Source organism: Streptomyces sp. JLYT201, from assembly GCF_059448825.1.
Map to the genome: position 1 here is coordinate 3,204,731 of NZ_CM182551.1, position 15,591 is coordinate 3,220,321.

18 protein-coding genes and 5 tRNA genes are annotated in these 15,591 nt (G+C 70.4%); 6 read left to right on the top strand and 17 right to left on the bottom strand.

What is annotated here, in order from left to right; translation table 11 throughout:
• Nucleotides 1–121: 121 nt before the first annotated feature.
• Both AC5WAM_RS12625 and AC5WAM_RS12630 read left to right on the top strand, forming a co-directional pair.
• Nucleotides 122–355, top strand: coding sequence for an Lrp/AsnC family transcriptional regulator (locus tag AC5WAM_RS12625; RefSeq protein WP_016642988.1), 234 nt, complete (start codon nucleotides 122–124; stop codon nucleotides 353–355).
• A 20-nt stretch (nucleotides 356–375) separates the two neighbouring features.
• Nucleotides 376–861, top strand: coding sequence for a DUF3515 domain-containing protein (locus tag AC5WAM_RS12630; protein ID WP_495522639.1), 486 nt, complete (start codon nucleotides 376–378; stop codon nucleotides 859–861).
• Nucleotides 862–987: 126 nt separating this feature from the next.
• Here AC5WAM_RS12630 and AC5WAM_RS12635 read toward each other — a convergent pair whose 3' ends face one another.
• The 3 genes from AC5WAM_RS12635 to AC5WAM_RS12645 form a co-directional block, all read right to left on the bottom strand.
• On the bottom strand, nucleotides 988–2,166 hold the full coding sequence (locus AC5WAM_RS12635) for a D-alanine--D-alanine ligase family protein (RefSeq protein WP_366792570.1): 1,179 nt from the start codon (nucleotides 2,164–2,166) through the stop codon (nucleotides 988–990).
• Nucleotides 2,167–2,235: 69 nt separating this feature from the next.
• Complete coding sequence (locus AC5WAM_RS12640; protein ID WP_495522640.1) at nucleotides 2,236–3,246, bottom strand: NAD(P)H-dependent glycerol-3-phosphate dehydrogenase; 1,011 nt, start codon at nucleotides 3,244–3,246, stop codon at nucleotides 2,236–2,238.
• Entirely contained in the window at nucleotides 3,243–4,052 is an 810-nt protein-coding gene (locus AC5WAM_RS12645; RefSeq protein ID WP_366792568.1) for a lysophospholipid acyltransferase family protein, read from the bottom strand. The genes AC5WAM_RS12640 and AC5WAM_RS12645 overlap by 4 nt, the downstream gene beginning before the upstream one ends.
• A 208-nt stretch (nucleotides 4,053–4,260) precedes the next feature.
• Between AC5WAM_RS12645 and cofC the strand changes: the two genes are divergently transcribed.
• Nucleotides 4,261–4,896 (top strand): 2-phospho-L-lactate guanylyltransferase, encoded by a 636-nt coding sequence (gene cofC / locus AC5WAM_RS12650; RefSeq protein ID WP_495522641.1) that lies wholly within the window; start codon nucleotides 4,261–4,263, stop codon nucleotides 4,894–4,896.
• 14 nt (nucleotides 4,897–4,910) lie between these two features.
• Nucleotides 4,911–5,114, top strand: coding sequence for a hypothetical protein (locus AC5WAM_RS12655; protein ID WP_495522642.1), 204 nt, complete (start codon nucleotides 4,911–4,913; stop codon nucleotides 5,112–5,114).
• 107 nt (nucleotides 5,115–5,221) lie between these two features.
• On the opposite strand, the gene AC5WAM_RS12660 is transcribed toward AC5WAM_RS12655, so the two are convergent.
• The 4 genes from AC5WAM_RS12660 to leuC form a co-directional block, all read right to left on the bottom strand.
• Nucleotides 5,222–5,926, bottom strand: coding sequence for an HU family DNA-binding protein (locus AC5WAM_RS12660; RefSeq protein ID WP_366792565.1), 705 nt, complete (start codon nucleotides 5,924–5,926; stop codon nucleotides 5,222–5,224).
• Nucleotides 5,927–6,088: 162 nt separating this feature from the next.
• On the bottom strand, nucleotides 6,089–6,325 hold the full coding sequence (locus tag AC5WAM_RS12665) for an SCO5555 family protein (protein ID WP_138962026.1): 237 nt from the start codon (nucleotides 6,323–6,325) through the stop codon (nucleotides 6,089–6,091).
• A gap of 271 nt (nucleotides 6,326–6,596) precedes the next feature.
• A complete protein-coding gene (gene leuD, locus AC5WAM_RS12670; RefSeq protein ID WP_366792564.1) occupies nucleotides 6,597–7,190 on the bottom strand; it encodes a 3-isopropylmalate dehydratase small subunit in 594 nt (197 codons plus the stop codon).
• Between the two features lie 6 nt (nucleotides 7,191–7,196).
• Nucleotides 7,197–8,621, bottom strand: a complete 1,425-nt coding sequence (leuC, locus tag AC5WAM_RS12675) for a 3-isopropylmalate dehydratase large subunit (protein ID WP_495522643.1) — start codon at nucleotides 8,619–8,621, stop codon at nucleotides 7,197–7,199.
• Between the two features lie 187 nt (nucleotides 8,622–8,808).
• On the opposite strand from leuC, the gene ndgR reads away from it, so the two are divergent.
• Nucleotides 8,809–9,525: an IclR family transcriptional regulator NdgR gene (gene ndgR, locus AC5WAM_RS12680; RefSeq protein ID WP_138962023.1), complete on the top strand. Its 717-nt coding sequence runs from the start codon at nucleotides 8,809–8,811 to the stop codon at nucleotides 9,523–9,525.
• Nucleotides 9,526–9,683: 158 nt separating this feature from the next.
• Here ndgR and AC5WAM_RS12685 read toward each other — a convergent pair whose 3' ends face one another.
• Nucleotides 9,684–10,184 (bottom strand): DUF4188 domain-containing protein, encoded by a 501-nt coding sequence (locus AC5WAM_RS12685; RefSeq protein ID WP_495522644.1) that lies wholly within the window; start codon nucleotides 10,182–10,184, stop codon nucleotides 9,684–9,686.
• A gap of 86 nt (nucleotides 10,185–10,270) precedes the next feature.
• On the opposite strand from AC5WAM_RS12685, the gene AC5WAM_RS12690 reads away from it, so the two are divergent.
• Entirely contained in the window at nucleotides 10,271–10,915 is a 645-nt protein-coding gene (locus AC5WAM_RS12690; protein ID WP_495522645.1) for a MerR family transcriptional regulator, read from the top strand.
• Nucleotides 10,916–11,006: 91 nt separating this feature from the next.
• Here AC5WAM_RS12690 and AC5WAM_RS12695 read toward each other — a convergent pair.
• The 9 genes from AC5WAM_RS12695 to AC5WAM_RS12735 form a co-directional block, all read right to left on the bottom strand.
• Nucleotides 11,007–11,079: transfer RNA gene (locus tag AC5WAM_RS12695), tRNA-Glu, on the bottom strand.
• 38 nt (nucleotides 11,080–11,117) lie between these two features.
• Nucleotides 11,118–11,189: transfer RNA gene (locus AC5WAM_RS12700), tRNA-Gln, on the bottom strand.
• Between the two features lie 21 nt (nucleotides 11,190–11,210).
• Nucleotides 11,211–11,283, bottom strand: a tRNA-Glu gene (locus tag AC5WAM_RS12705).
• A 62-nt stretch (nucleotides 11,284–11,345) separates the two neighbouring features.
• A tRNA-Glu gene (locus AC5WAM_RS12710) sits at nucleotides 11,346–11,418 on the bottom strand.
• 21 nt (nucleotides 11,419–11,439) lie between these two features.
• Nucleotides 11,440–11,511 (bottom strand) — tRNA-Gln (locus AC5WAM_RS12715).
• An 87-nt stretch (nucleotides 11,512–11,598) separates the two neighbouring features.
• Nucleotides 11,599–12,360 carry an HAD family hydrolase gene (locus AC5WAM_RS12720; protein ID WP_495522646.1) on the bottom strand — a complete coding sequence of 254 codons (762 nt, stop codon included), beginning with the start codon at nucleotides 12,358–12,360 and terminating at the stop codon, nucleotides 11,599–11,601.
• Between the two features lie 127 nt (nucleotides 12,361–12,487).
• Nucleotides 12,488–13,966 (bottom strand): glutamate--tRNA ligase, encoded by a 1,479-nt coding sequence (gene gltX / locus AC5WAM_RS12725; protein WP_495522647.1) that lies wholly within the window; start codon nucleotides 13,964–13,966, stop codon nucleotides 12,488–12,490.
• A complete protein-coding gene (locus tag AC5WAM_RS12730) occupies nucleotides 13,959–14,735 on the bottom strand; it encodes a fumarylacetoacetate hydrolase family protein (RefSeq protein ID WP_138962018.1) in 777 nt (258 codons plus the stop codon). The genes gltX and AC5WAM_RS12730 overlap by 8 nt, the downstream gene beginning before the upstream one ends.
• Nucleotides 14,736–14,891: 156 nt before the next feature.
• Nucleotides 14,892–15,062, bottom strand: a complete 171-nt coding sequence (locus AC5WAM_RS12735; protein ID WP_366792556.1) for a hypothetical protein — start codon at nucleotides 15,060–15,062, stop codon at nucleotides 14,892–14,894.
• Nucleotides 15,063–15,591 lie beyond the last annotated feature (529 nt).

Genomic DNA, 15,591 nt, shown 5'->3' on the forward strand with positions numbered 1-15,591 from the left:
GTTGTCCGTCCGCCGTGATGTGCGCGGCGCGGCTCCCCCGGGTCTCCCCGTGACGAGCGGCGACGCGGTACCGTGGCGTCCCTTCTCCCCACATGATCCTCGTGGCCGCCCTGGAGGTTCCGTGGTACAGGCGTACATCCTGATCCAGACCGAGGTCGGCAAGGCGTCGACCGTCGCCGAGCTGATCGGCAAGATCCCGGGAGTGATCCAGGCCGAGGACGTGACCGGTCCCTACGATGTCATCGTGCGCGCCCAGGCGGACACGGTGGACGAACTCGGCCGCATGGTGGTCGCCAAGGTCCAGCAAGTGGACGGCATCACCCGCACCCTGACCTGCCCGGTCGTGCACTTGTAGCCCCCGTCTACCCTTGGCCGGTGAACGTTTCCCGCCGGCTCCGCCTCCCGCTCGGGCCGCCCGCCCTCGCACTGCTGATCGCATGCGCGGGCTGCTCCTCAACGGACGACGGGGGGACGGCCGCGGTTCCCTCGCCGGGCGCCGGCGTCACCGAGCTGTGCCGGAACTTGGACGAGCGACTGCCGCGCGAGGTGGACGGGCTCGACCGGCGTGACCCGAAGCCCGCGTCGCCGCTCACCGCGGGGTGGGGGGACCCGGCGATCATACTGCGCTGCGGGGTGCCGCGACCGGCGAAGATGAACGATCCCGAAGCCGACGGCGTGACCGTGAACGGCGTGGGCTGGCTGCTCGAGAAGCGGACGGACGGTTCGTTCCGCTTCACCACGACGCTGCGCAAGGCCTACGTCGAGGTGACCATCCCCGAGCAGCGGACGGGGGACGGCGTGGGCCCGCTCACGGACTTCGCCGCCCCCGTCAAGAAGTCGATCCCGGAAGGAATCGCGTAGCAAGGGCACTCCGATACGAGAAGGCGCCCGGTACAGGAGCGCCCCGAAGGGGCGCGGGGAACTGCGCGACCAGCCACAAACGGCCCGCAGTCGCCCCGAGAGGCAAACCGCCCCCGACGCCGCGCGCTAGCGCAGCCCCGTGGAGCGCCGCAGCGCCGCCTGGATCAACCGGTCCACGAGCTCCTCGTAGGAGACCCCGCTCTTCTCCCACATCTGCGGGTACATGGAGATCGGCGTGAAGCCGGGCATCGTGTTGATCTCGTTGATCACGAACCGGCCGTCCTCGGTGAGGAAGAAGTCGGCGCGCACCAGGCCCTCGCAGGAGGTGGCCTCGAAGGCCTCGACCGCGAGCCGCTGGACCTCGGCGGTCTCCTCGGGCGTCAGCGGGGCGGGCACGATGCCGGGCGTCGAGTCGATGTACTTCGCCTCGAAGTCGTAGTAGTCGTGCGCCTGCACCGGCGGGATCTCGGCGGGCACGCTGGCGCGCGGGCCGTCCTCGAACTCCAGGACGCCGCACTCGATCTCACGGCCGCGGAGCAGTGCCTCCACGATGACCTTCGGGTCGTGGCGCTGGGCCTCCGCGATCGCCTCGTCGAGGCCTTCGAAGGACTCGACCTTGGTGATGCCGATCGAGGAGCCCGCGCGCGCGGGCTTGATGAACAGGGGCCAGCCGTGCTCGCCCGCGAAGTCCGCGATCCGCGCCCGGGCGGCCTTCTCGTCGCTCTCCCACTCGCGCGGCCGGATCACCAGGTACGGGCCGACGGACAGGCCGAAGGAGGTGAAGACGCGCTTCATGTACTCCTTGTCCTGGCCGACGGCCGAGGCGAGCACGCCCGCGCCCACGTAGGGCACGCCGGACAGTTCGAGCAGGCCCTGGAGGGTGCCGTCCTCGCCGTAGGGGCCGTGCAGCATCGGGAAGACGACGTCCACCTCGCCGAGCGCCTTGGGCACGGAGCCGGGCTCGCTGTAGACGACCTCGCGGTTGCCGGGGTCCAGCGGCAGGACGACGCCGCCGTCGGCGGACTCGGCCAGGTCGGCGACGTTGGGCACCTTGCGGTCGGTGATGGCCATCCGCTCGGGCTCGTCGGCGGTCAGCGCCCAGCGGCCGTCCGTCGTGATGCCGATGGGGAGCACGTCGTACTTGCTGCGGTCGATGGCACGCAGGACGGCGCCGGCGGTGACGACGGAGATGCCGTGCTCCGAGCTGCGGCCGCCGAACACGACGGCGACGCGCGGCTTGCGGGTCGGCTCGGCGCCCGGCTCGGGGCTCCGCTGAGGGCTCTGGGGGAGGTTCTCGCTGCTCATATCGCGTTGAGCGTACCCGCTGGCCCCGGCGGAGTCAGTGTGCCGCAGGTGACCCGGGGCCCGCCGGGCTCAGCGGCGCTCCGGTTTGGCGCTGCGCGCCATCAGCTCCTTGAGCGCGACCATCGGCGGGGTGCCCTCGTGCACGATGCCCACGACGGTCTCCGTGATGGGCATGTCGACGCCGTGCCTGCGGGCCAGGTCGAGCACGGACTCGCAGGACTTCACGCCCTCGGCGGTCTGCTTGGTGACCGCGATGGTCTCCTCCAGGGTCATGCCCCTGCCGAGGTTGGTGCCGAAGGTGTGGTTGCGCGACAGGGGCGAGGAGCAGGTGGCCACCAGGTCGCCGAGGCCCGCGAGCCCGGCGAAGGTCAGCGGGTCCGCGCCCATCGCGAGGCCGAGCCGGGTGGTCTCGGCGAGTCCGCGCGTGATGAGGGAGCCCTTGGTGTTGTCGCCGAGGCCCATGCCGTCGGCGATGCCCACGGCGAGGCCGATGACGTTCTTCACGGCGCCGCCGAGCTCGCAGCCGACCACGTCGGTGTTGGTGTACGGCCGGAAGTAAGGGGTGTGGCAGGCGGCCTGGAGCCGCTGGGCCACGGCTTCGTCGCGGCAGGCGACGACGGAAGCGGCGGGCTGCCGGGCGGCGATCTCACGGGCGAGGTTGGGCCCGGTGACGACCGCGACGCGCTCGGCGGCGGCCTTGGTGACGTCCTCGATGACCTCGCTCATCCGCATGGCGGAGCCGAGTTCGACGCCCTTCATCAGGGAGACGAGGACGGTGTCCGGCGCCAGCAGCGGCGTCCAGGCGGCGAGGTTGTCGCGCAGCGTCTGCGAGGGCACGGCGAGCACGGTGAAGTCCGCGGCCTCGGCGGCTTCGGCGGGGTCGGTGGTGGCGCGCAGGTTCCGCGGCAGTTCGACGCCGGGGAGGTAGTCCGGGTTCGTGCGGGTGGAGTTGACCGCGTCGGCGAGTGCGGCTCGACGGCCCCACAGGGTGACGTCGCAGCCCGCGTCGGCGAGGACCATGCCGAAGGCCGTCCCCCACGAGCCGGAGCCGAAGACGGCGGCCTTCAGGGTTCGGGTCACTTGCTCTCCTCCGCGCTGCCCTGCTGTGAACTGTCCTGCTCCGTAAGGCCGCTGGAGCCCTGCCCGGCGTCGGTGCCCCGGGCCTTGCGCCGCTGCGCGATCCGCGCCTCGCGCGGGTCGTAGCGTTTCTGCGGGGCCTTCTCGCCGCGCAGTTCCTCCAGGAGGGCGGTGATGTCCGTCATGATGGCCTCCGTGGCCTCCTTCAGGAGGTCGGGGGTCATCTCCTTGTCGTAGAAGCGCGCCAGGTCCACCGGCTCGCCGACGAGGACCTGGTGCGTCTTGCGCGGCAGGAGCCGGGGCTTCTTGGCGTACGGCGGCAGGACGTGGTTGGCGCCCCACTGGGCGATGGGGACGACCGGGCGCTTCGTCTGGAGGGCCACGCGCGCGACACCCGTCTTGCCCGTCATGGGCCACAGGTCGGGGTCGCGGGTGAGGGTGCCCTCGGGGTAGAAGGCGACGCATTCGCCGCGCTCGACGGCGTCGATGGCGGCCCGGAAGGCGCTGAGCGCGTTGGTGGTCTCGCGGTAGACCGGGATCTGCCCCGTGCCGCGCATGACCGCCCCGACGAACCCCTTCTTGAAGAGGCCGTGCTTGGCGAGGAAACGCGGGACCCGCCCGGTGTTGTACTGAAAGTGGGCGTAGACCAACGGGTCCAGATACGAATTGTGGTTCACGGCGGTGATAAAACCGCCGTCGGCCGGGATGTTCTGCATTCCCCGCCAGTCCCGCTTGAACAGAACCAGCAGCGGCGGTTTACAGATCACGGCCGCCAGGCGGTACCAGAAGCCGATTCTGCGGCGGGACACTCGGACACCTTCCTCCATGAGCCTGGTCGGCCGCACAAGTGTCGCTCCAGGCTGCCGTCCTGTCGAGAACACCGTACGCCCACCCGTCCGCGGCCACCGCCTCCACGCCGCTCCGGCACCCCGCTGACCGGCCATTTCGTCGACCCCAGCCCCTGGCGCCGCGCTCTTGGCAGGCCACAATGGGCGCGACTGGAAGGACGGAGCGCCCGTGCACTGGACCCTGGTGATACCGCTCAAACCCCTGGCACGGGCCAAGAGCAGGCTGACTCCCGCCGCGGGCGAGGGGCTGCGGCCCGCGCTCGCGCTGGCCTTCGCCGAGGACACGGTGGCGGCCGCGCTCGCCAGCGCCGCGGTAAGGGATGTGGTGGTCGTCACTGATGACGTCCGGGCGGGCCGTGAACTGGCCGCCCTCGGCGCCCGCATCGCCCCCGACACTCCGGGAACGGGCCTCAACGCCGCCCTCGAACACGGCACCGCGGTGGTCCGCGCGGCCCGGCCCGGGGCGCCCGTGGCGGCCCTGAACGCCGATCTGCCCGCCCTGCGCCCCGCCGAATTGACCCGCGCCCTCGACCTTGCCGCCGCTTTTCCCCGCGCGTTTCTCCCCGATGCCGCGGGAATCGGCACCACGCTCCTGGCCGGAGCCCCCGGCACGGAATTGCGGCCCCTTTTCGGCCCGGATTCCCGGGCCCGGCACACGGCGTCGGGGGCCGTGGAACTGGCGCTCGCCGACGTGGATTCCGTACGCCAGGACGTGGACACCGGCGGCGACCTGCGGGTCGCGCTCGCGCTCGGCGTGGGCCCGCGCACGGCTGCGGCGGCGGCCGGGCTGCTCATCCCGGACTGAGTACGCTTCTGCTCATGCAGGCCACCGCGTACACGTACGACCCCGACACCCGCACCGGCAGCGTGCTGCTCGACGACGGCACTCCGGTGCCCTTCGACACTCCGGCCTTCGACGCGGGCGGGCTGCGCCTGCTGCGCGCGGGGCAGCGGGTGCGGATCGAGGTGACCGGCGAGGGCGGGGCCCGCCGGATCACGCTGGTCACGCTCCAGACGTTCTGAGCCGCGGCCCGGGCGGCCGGACTTCGTATACGTTCACCGCTGTGCACGCGCCGCGGGCCGGGCTCCCCAGCGGGAGCCCGGCCCGGCGCGTGAGTACCCCAGTGCCCTTAGCGCTTGCGGGCAGTGGTCTTCTTGGCGGTGGTCTTGCGCGCCGTGGACTTCTTGGCGGGCGCCTTCTTGGCCGTGGCCTTCTTGGCGGGGGCCTTCTTCGCCGCGGCCTTCTTGGCGGTGGTGGCCTTCTTGGCCGGGGCCGCCTTCTTGGCCGTGGTGGCCTTCTTGGCCGGAGCCGCCTTCTTGGCCGTGGTGGCCTTCTTGGCCGGAGCCGCCTTCTTGGCCGTCGTGGCCTTCTTGGCGGTGGTGGCCTTCTTCGCCGCCGTCGCCTTCTTGGCCGTCGTGGTCTTCTTCGCGGCCGTCGCCTTCTTGGCGGTGGTGGCCTTCTTCGCGGCGGCCTTCTTGACCGTCGTACGGGTGGAAGTGCCACCCGAGAGGCTGCCCTTCGGCGCCTTCTTGACCGCGACGTCGTTCTTCGGGAGCTTCTTCGAGCCGCTCACCAGGTCCTTGAAGCCCTGGCCTGCGCGGAAGCGCGGCACCGAGGTCTTCTTGACCCGCACGCGCTCCCCGGTCTGCGGGTTGCGGGCGTACCGGGCCGGGCGGTCGACCTTCTCGAACGAGCCGAAGCCGGTGACCGAAACCCGGTCTCCGCCGACCACGGCACGGACGATGGCGTCCAGAACCGCGTCCACGGCGTCGGCGGCCTGCTGACGGCCACCGACCTTGTCGGCAATCGCTTCTACGAGCTGCGCCTTGTTCACGTCTTCCCCTTCGGAGACATTGCCTGAAGCGAATGCGCCAGGCTTTTTCGCACGTTAGGCAGATATATACCGCAAATCAAACACGAAACGGGCTAATCACCCTTGTGCCGCAACGTTCTGGACTCTCGAGGAGTTCCTCGAAGGTCCGTTGAGGCTTGACGATCAGTCGTCTTCGGGGATTCGGCCCTCGTCGCCCTCGTCGAGGTACGCCATCAATCGCTCCAGACGCCTTGCCGCATCGGCGAGATCGTGTTTGGCCGCGGCCGTAATGACCAGCAGCTTCCGGGTCAGCGCCATCCGTACGCCCTCCGGGACTTGCAGTGCGCGCACTCGGGAGTGCGCTTCCTTCAGCCGGTCCGCGACGAGTCCGTAGAGCTCGAGTTGGTCGTCGCGTCCCATGCACCGATTGTGCCATCTGGGGCGAGTTGTCGCCTCCGCAGGGGGTAACTACCCCCGCCCGGCGCCTTCCTGAGGATACCCGCACCCACTGTGTGCAAGGGGATTTCCAGCCTCTTCTTCCCTTCGCTTCAAGGCAGTTGAGTCCACCCGTTCAGGTCATCGGGGGTCAAAGGGGACCGGAAAGGGGCCGGACACGGATGTACCCCCAACCGTCCACGATTGGGGGTACATCGGGTGGGTCGCGGCCCGCGCGGCCGCCGGCGAGGGGGTGTCAGACCCGCGCGGTGCTCGGCTTGTGGGTGGGGCGGAGGGCTTCGTAGGCCGCGATGTCCGCCTCGTTCTGGAGCGTGATGCTGATGTCGTCCAGGCCGTTGAGCAGCCGCCAGCGGGCGTTCTCGTCGAGCTCGAAGTCCGCCGTGACCCCGGGGGCCCGAACCTGGCGATCCCGCAGGTCAACGGTGATCTCGACCTCGGGATCCGCCTCCGTCAGGGCCCACAGGGCGTCCACGGTCTCCTGCTCCAGAACCACCGTGAGCAGCCCGTTCTTGAGCGAGTTGCCCCGGAAGATGTCGGCGAAGCGGGAGGAGATGACGGTCTTGAAGCCGTAGTTCTGGAGGGCCCAGACGGCGTGCTCGCGGGAGGATCCGGTGCCGAAGTCGGGGCCCGCGACCAGGACGGTGGCTCCCTGGCGCTCCGGCAGGTTGAGGACGAAGTCGTCACTCTTGCGCCAGGCCTCGAAGAGCCCGTCCTCGAAGCCGTCGCGGGTGACCTTCTTCAGCCAGTGGGCGGGGATGATCTGGTCGGTGTCCACATTGCTGCGGCGCAGCGGGACGGCCCGGCCGGTGTGGGTGGTGAAGGCTTCCATGGCTGATCAGACTCCGGCGGTCGCGGGGGTGTCGGTGAGGTCGGCGGGCGCGGCCAGACGGCCGGTCACCGCGGTGGCGGCGGCCACCTGGGGCGACACCAGGTGGGTGCGGCCGCCCTTGCCCTGCCTGCCCTCGAAGTTGCGGTTGGAGGTGGAGGCGGAGCGCTCGCCGGGCGCGAGTTGGTCGGGATTCATGCCCAGGCACATCGAGCAGCCCGCGTGCCGCCATTCGGCGCCCGCCGCGGTGAAGACCTTGTCCAGGCCCTCGTCGACGGCCTGCAGGGCGACCCGCACCGAGCCGGGCACGACCAGCATCCGTACGCCGTCGGCGACTTTGCGCCCCTCGATCACGGCGGCCGCCGAGCGCAGGTCCTCGATGCGCCCGTTGGTGCAGGAGCCTACGAAGACGGTGTCGACCTCGATGTCCCGCAGCCGCTGCCCGGCGGTCAACCCCATGTACTCCAGGGCCTTTTCGGCGGCGAGGCGCTCCGAAGCGTCCTCGTACGAAGCCGGGTCGGGGACGCTCGCGGACAGCGGCAGGCCCTGGCCCGGGTTGGTGCCCCAGGTGACGAACGGCGCCAGGGAGGCGGCGTCGATGCGGACCTCGGCGTCGAAGACGGCGTCGTCGTCGCTCCGCAGGGTCTTCCAGTACGCCACGGCGGCGTCCCAGTCCTCGCCCTGCGGGGCGTGGGCGCGGCCCTGGATGTAGGCGAAGGTCGTCTCGTCCGGGGCGATCATGCCGGCCCGGGCACCCGCCTCGATGGACATGTTGCAGATGGTCATGCGGGCTTCCATCGACAGCTTCTCGATGGCGGAGCCGCGGTACTCGATGACGTAGCCCTGGCCGCCACCGGTGCCGATCTTCGCGATGATGGCCAGGATGAGGTCCTTGGCCGTGACGCCCTCGGGCAGTTCGCCGTCGACGGTGATGGCCATCGTCTTGGGGCGCGCCATCGGCAGGGTCTGGGTGGCCAGCACGTGCTCGACCTGGGAGGTGCCGATGCCGAACGCGAGCGCGCCGAAGGCACCGTGGGTGGAGGTGTGGGAGTCGCCGCAGACCACCGTGGTGCCGGGCTGGGTCAGGCCCAGCTGCGGTCCCACCACGTGGACGACGCCCTGCTCGACGTCGCCCAGCGGGTGCAGGCGCACGCCGAACTCGGCGCAGTTCTTGCGCAGGGTCTCCAGCTGGGCGCGCGAGACCGGGTCCGCGATGAGCTTGTCGATGTCGAGGGTGGGGGTGTTGTGGTCCTCGGTCGCGATGGTGAGGTCGAGCCGCCGCACCTTGCGGCCCGCCTGCCGGAGGCCGTCGAAGGCCTGGGGGCTGGTCACCTCGTGCAGCAGGTGCAGATCGATGAAGAGGAGGTCGGGCTCGCCTTCGGCGCGCCGGACGACGTGGTCGTCCCAGACCTTCTCCGCGAGTGTCCTACCCATCGCTTTCCCTCCGACCGGCGTCGTGCGCCGGCCCAACTAGAGAATGAGTTCGCCGCCGCCGGGCCCCTCTTCACGCATGCCGGACGTCGGTCGCGTATCCGTTGGTCGGCGGATCGCTCCTCCAGGGTGGCGGGTTCCTGGGAATTTTGAACTTGCGTTTCACAGAGTGAGACGCGAGTATCGTTTCATGGACAACTCTAGCGGCGTAGGCGTCCTGGACAAGGCAGCCCTTGTCCTGGGCGCTCTGGAGTCCGGTCCGGCCACCCTCGCGGGACTGGTCGCGGCCACCGGACTCGCACGACCCACGGCGCACCGGCTCGCCGTGGCTCTGGAACACCACCGGATGGTGGCGCGGGACATGCAGGGCCGGTTCATCCTCGGCCCCCGCCTGGCCGAGCTGGCCGCGGCGGCGGGCGAGGACCGGCTGCTCGCCACGGCGGGCCCGGTGCTCACGCATCTGCGCGACGTCACGGGCGAGAGCGCCCAGCTGTATCGCCGCCAGGGCGACATGCGCATCTGCGTGGCGGCGGCCGAGCGCCTCTCGGGCCTCAGGGACACCGTCCCGGTCGGCTCGACGCTCACCATGAAGGCGGGCTCGTCCGCGCAGATCCTGATGGCCTGGGAGGAGCCGGAGCGGCTGCACCGGGGCCTGCAGGGCGCGCGCTTCACGGCGACGGCCCTGTCCGGGGTGCGCCGCAGGGGCTGGGCCCAGTCGATCGGCGAGCGGGAGCCGGGCGTCGCCTCGGTGTCCGCGCCGGTGCGGGGGCCGTCGAACCGCGTGGTGGCCGCGGTCTCCGTCTCGGGCCCCATCGAGCGCCTGACCCGGCACCCGGGCCGCATGCACGCCCAGGCCGTCATCGACGCGGCCGGCCGCCTCTCCGAGGCCCTGCGCCGCACCAACTGAGCCGCGCGAGACCGTCGTACGACCTCAGGGAGAGGGCCCGCCCCAACGCCGCGGCGGGCCCTCTCCCCTTTCCGGAACGCCGTCCGCCGTTCCGGACGTCACCAGCCCTTCAGGGCGCCGTCAGCCTTTACGCGCGTCGGCAGCCTTTCAGCGCGCCGTCAGCCCGACCGGTACGCGAGCCGGTCCTTCGCCTGCCGCCCGCGCCGCTCCACCGGCACCTGCCCGTGCGCCGCCGCGAGGCCGAAGGCGGGCATGTCCATGTAGATCGCCTCGTACGCGCCCTCCGGCACGATGTACGTCTCGTGCCACAGGCCCACGTGCTGACGCACCTTCCCCGCCCGCTCCTTGCGGTTGGCGATCGCCCAGGCCTTGTGGTGGAACATCCGCGGCGAGTGCGCGTACGCGTACAGCCGCTCCTTGGACTCCCAGTACTGGACGACGTAGTACGTCCGGGGCGACGCGGTGAGCAGGACGTGCCGCAGCAGCCCCTGGCTCTTGTCCCGGCCCAGCTCGCGCAGCATGCGGACCATCGCGAGGAACACCGGCCCCCAGTGGTGCACGGCCCAGAAGTGGTTGACGCGCATGCCGATCAGGAGGACCACCACCTCCCCCCGCGCGTCGGCGGTGGTGCGTCCCGCGGTGACGGACCTGCTCGGCATGGCTCCCCCTGACACCCGTTGGTGAGCGGCACTATCCGACCGGCTCATGCTTGGATAGTGCCACTACCCGATGGGAGGCGCAAGCGATGCGGCTGGCCGAGCTGAGCGAGCACAGCGGTGTGTCCACCGCGACGATCAAGTACTACCTGCGCGAGGGCCTGTTGCCGCCCGGCCGGCAGGTCAACACGACGACGGCGGAGTACGACGACGAGCACCTGCGCAGGCTGCGTCTGGTGCGGGCGCTCATCCAGGTGGGCCGGGTGCCGGTGGCGACGGCCAAGGAGGTCCTCGCGCACGTCGACGACGACTCCCTGGGGCGCACGATCCGCATGGGCGCGGCGCTGTGGGCGCTGCCGCAGGGCCCGGAGCCGGACGAGGCCGACCCCGCCGTGGCCGGGGCGCGCGCCGAGGTGGACCTGCTGTTGCGGCGGCTGGGCTGGGAGACCTCGCGGGAGCTCGCCGAGCTCTCCCCCGTGCACCGCTCCCTGGTCGCGGCGGTGGCGACGCTGAACCGCCTCGGCTACGGCTGGGACGCCGAACGCATGGCGCCGTACGCGGAGTTGATGCACGCGGCGGCGAAGCTGGATCTCGACTTCCTGGAGACGTACGGCTCGGAGGCGGAGCGGGTCGAGACGGCGGTGGCGTCGGCGGTGCTGTGCGAGCCGGTGCTGCGGGCGCTGCACCGGCTCGCGCAGGAGGAGGAGTCGGCGCGGCGGTACGGCATCGAGTAGGCGCGCCCCGGCCCCGCGGCCGGGCTCCGGCGGCCCGGGGTTCCGGGAACGCCGAAGGGCCTCCACCGTGGTGGAGGCCCTTCGGTCTCTGTACCCCCGACCGGATTCGAACCGGCGCTACCGCCTTGAGAGGGCGGCGTGCTAGGCCGCTACACAACGGGGGCGAGGATCTTGCAAGCGTTGAAACCGCCGCAGATCCGAGCTGGTCTACCAGGACTCGAACCTAGACTAACTGAACCAGAATCAGTCGTGCTGCCAATTACACCATAGACCAATGATGGTTTAGACCAGTTTGTACCCCCGACCGGATTCGAACCGGCGCTACCGCCTTGAGAGGGCGGCGTGCTAGGCCGCTACACAACGGGGGCCCTAGCGATCCTGCATCAAGGTCGGTGGGAGCTACCCATACCGTCCTCGCGGGAAGGATCTGTACCCCCGACCGGATTCGAACCGGCGCTACTGCCTTGAGAGGGCAGCGTGCTAGGCCGCTACACAACGGGGGCTTTGCAGATGAGCTCTGCGAGCTGGCCTACCTGGACTCGAACCAAGACTAACTGAACCAGAATCAGTCGTGCTGCCAATTACACCATAGGCCAATGGAACGCAACCCCCGGGAGGGGTTCTGTTCCGGTTGCGCTTTCCTGCCGGACCTTTCGGCCCTCTCGGGCGGCGCAGGAAGAACATTACCCGAAGGTGGACGGCGCTCCAAAACGGGTATCCGAGCGCAGCAGCGCGGGGAGCTCCGTGAGGCTCGTGATGCGGTGGACTCCCGACGGGCCGTCCCCCCGCGTGCCGTTGCGGTCGAGCCAGATGCCGAGCAGGCCCGCGTCGCGGGCGCCGCGCGCGTCGATGTCCGGTTCGTCGCCGACGTAGGCGATCTCCCCGGGGGCGAGGGCGAGCGCCTCGCACACCGCCAGGAAGGCCTCCGGGGCGGGCTTGGCGACGCCGAGGTCGGCGGCGCACAGGACGGTCTCGAAGCGGTCGCGCACGCCGAGCGTGCTGAGCTTGTGCTCCTGCACGGAGAGCGCCGAGTTGGAGAGGACCGCGTGGCGGTAGTCCCCGGCGAGGGCGTCCAGGGCGGGCACGGTGTCCGGGAACAGGGCCCAGGCGGCCTCGTAGTGTCCCAGGTAGCGGCCGAACCAGGCGTCGGCCTCCACGTCGTCGAGGGCGGCGCCGAGGAACTCGCGGACGCGGTCCCTGCGCTGCGCGTGGTACTCCACCTCACCGGCGCCGAAGCGGGCCCAGTGCCGGTCCGTGATCTCCTTCCACAGCGCCAGGGCGCGATCGGCGCTGTCGTACCGGGCGAGGAGGTCCTCGGCGGCGAGGTGGGCCCGCATGCCCGCCAGATCGGCGGACGCGTAGTCGAAGAGGGTGTCGTCGACGTCCCAGACGACGGCCTTGACCGGTCCGGCGGCGCGCTGCGGCCCCACGGCGTTGATCGGCATGTTCCGAACGTACGCGAAAGGGCCCGGAAGCCGTGATGGCTTCCGGGCCCTTTCGCCGGGACCGTACGGGCCGTGCGCGCGGGCCGGCACGCGCCGTGCGGGCGCCGGTGCGCGGGGTCACACGGCGTTACGCGCCGAGCTTCGCCAGCGCCGCGTCGATGCGGGCCAGGGCGCGGTCCTTGCCGAGGATCTCCAGGGACTCGAAGAGGGGCAGACCGACCGTGCGGCCGGTGACGGCGACGCGGACGGGCGCCTGGGCCTTGCCGAGCTTGAGGCCGTGCTCCTCACCGGCGGCCAGGACGGCCTCCTTGAGGGCCTCGGGGGACGACCAGTCGGCCGCCTCCAGCTTGGCGCGGGCGGTGGTCAGGAGCGCGTCGGAGCCCTCCTTCATGGCCTTGGTCCAGGAGGCCTCGTCGAAGACCGGCTCCGGCAGGAACAGGAAGTCGACGTTGTCGGTGATCTCCGAGAGGACCTTGAGCCGGGTCTGGGCGTGCGGCGCGATCGCCTCCCAGACGGCCGCGTCGAAGTCCTCGGGCGCCCACGGGGCGTGCGGGGCGCGCAGCCACGGCTCGCAGGCCGCGGCGAACGCCTTCACGTCCAGCATGCGGATGTGGTCGGCGTTGATGGCCTCGGCCTTCTTCAGGTCGAAGCGGGCCGGGTTGGAGTTCACGTCGGCGAGGTCGAACTTCGCGACCATCTCGTCGATCGAGAAGACGTCCTGGTCGGCGGAGAAGGACCAGCCGAGCAGGGAGAGGTAGTTGAGCAGGCCCTCGGGCAGGAAGCCGCGCTCGCGGTAGAGGTTCAGGCTCGCCTGCGGGTCGCGCTTGGAGAGCTTCTTGTTGCCCTCGCCCATGACGTACGGCAGGTGGCCGAACTGCGGGATCCCCTGCGCGATGCCCAGCTCGATCAGCGCCTTGTAGAGCGCGATCTGGCGCGGCGTGGAGGAGAGCAGGTCCTCGCCGCGCAGGACGTGGGTGATCTCCATCAGGGCGTCGTCGACCGGGTTGACCAGCGTGTACAGCGGGGCGCCGTTCGCGCGGACGATGCCGTAGTCGGTGACGTTCTCGGCCTGGACGGTGATCTCGCCGCGGACCAGGTCGGTGAAGGTGGTGGCCTCGTCCGGCATCCGGAAGCGGACGATGTGGCTGCGGCCCTCGGCCTCGTACGCCTGCTTCTGCTCGGCGGTGAGGTCGCGGCAGTGGCCGTCGTAGCCGGACGGCTTGCCGGCGGCGCGGGCGGCCTCGCGGCGGGCGTCCAGCTCCTCGGTGGTGCAGTAGCACGGGTAGGCGTGCCCGGCGGCGAGGAGCTTCTCGGCGACGTCCCGGTAGATGTCCATGCGCTGCGACTGGCGGTACGGCGCGTGCGGGCCGCCGACCTCGGGGCCCTCGTCCCAGTCGAAGCCCAGCCAGCGCATGGAGTCCAGAAGCTGCTCGTACGACTCCTCGGAGTCGCGGGCGGCGTCCGTGTCCTCGATGCGGAAGACCAGGGTGCCCTCGTTGTGCCGGGCGTAGGCCCAGTTGAACAGGGCGGTGCGGACCAGGCCCACGTGCGGGTTGCCGGTCGGGGAGGGACAGAAACGTACGCGGACGTTCGTCGCGTTAGCCACGCTTGATCACCTTGTTGGTGAGAGTGCCGATGCCTTCGATGGTGACGGCGACCTCGTCGCCGACGTTGAGGGGGCCAACCCCCTCGGGGGTGCCGGTGAGGATGACGTCGCCGGGCAGCAGCGTCATGGCCTCGGAGATGTTCACGACCAGGTCCTCGATGGAGTGCACCATCTCGGAGGTGCGGCCGAGCTGGCGCTGCTGGCCGTTGACCGTGCACTGGATCGTCAGGTCGCTCGGGTCGAGCTCCGTCTCCACCCAGGGGCCGAGCGGGCAGGACGTGTCGAAGCCCTTGGCCCGGGCCCACTGCTTCTCGCGCTTCTGCACGTCGCGGGCGGTGACGTCGTTGGCGCAGGTGTAGCCGAAGACGACGTCCTTCACGCGCTCGCGCGGGACCTCGCGGCACATGCGGCCGATGACGACGGCCAGCTCCGCCTCGTGGTGCAGCTCCTCGGAGAACGGCGGGTACTGGATGGCGTCGCCGGACCCGATCATCGAGGTGGCGGGCTTGAAGAAGGCGAACGGGGCCTCCGGCACCTCGTGGCCGAGCTCCTTGGCGTGCGCCGCGTAGTTCCGCCCGAAAGCCACGATCTTGTGGCCGATGACGGGGGCGAGGAGCCGGACCTTGCTGAGCGGGACCTTGACACCGCTCAGCTCGAAGTCGCCGTACGGGCTGCCCTTGATGATGTCGACGACGAGCTCGTCCGGCTTGTCGCCCTCGACCGCGCCGAAGGCGACGTTGCCGTCGATGGAGAACCTGGCGATACGCACGTGGACGGTGCCCTTTGCTTGTGCGGGTGATCTGGGTGGGCCCAGTCTATGGGGCTTCGCCCCGCTTCCCCTTTTCACCGCTTCGCGGCTCGTCCTCAATCGCCGGACGGGCTGCGTTCATGCCGGACGAGCTGTCCCTTCCGGAGGGCTGTACGCCTACGGGGCTTCCATGAGGATGGTGCGCTTCGGGTTGGCCGTCTGGGTGGGGAGGGCCACGGGGTGCTCCGGCTGCTCGGGGGCCGTCTGCAGGGCTTCGGCGTCCTCGAGGTGCGCGAGGGTGGTGCGGCGCGGGTTGGCTATGTTGCGGAACATCATCGTGGACTTCATCTGCTGTTCAGGCCCTGTCGATCGGGGCGCCGCCGAGTGGGCGCCGATTGTCGGATTCCCCATCCCTGTAAAGCGTCAGGCTAAACATGCAATTCCCGCGCAATGTCGAGAAGAGGCCATGATCTTCATGTGAGTTTGCTCACGAGGGCATGGATAAATGGGTCAATTCCGACTGCCCATACGACCCTTGAAAACGGACATTGCCCCCCTGAAGCTCTCATTCCGCTCCTGATCATGAAGACTGGGACACCGACTCCGGCCTCGCATCTCGTACGGGAAAGTCCGATTTGGGCGGCTTGAGTTTCTACGTCTCGTGACGCGGTCCTCACGTGCTGTCACAGGAGGGTCGGCCTGGACCACGGGCCTTGTTGGAGATCCTGCACTGTGCTGGAATTCCCGGGACCGCCGCGGGATCGAACCGGCGCACAGGGGCGCAACGCAGCGCCGAGGGCGGCGGGAAGGGGGAGCAGCGCCGGTCTCACGACCACCATGGGGTGCCTGACGCCCCGAGACGCCGACACCGTCCCGC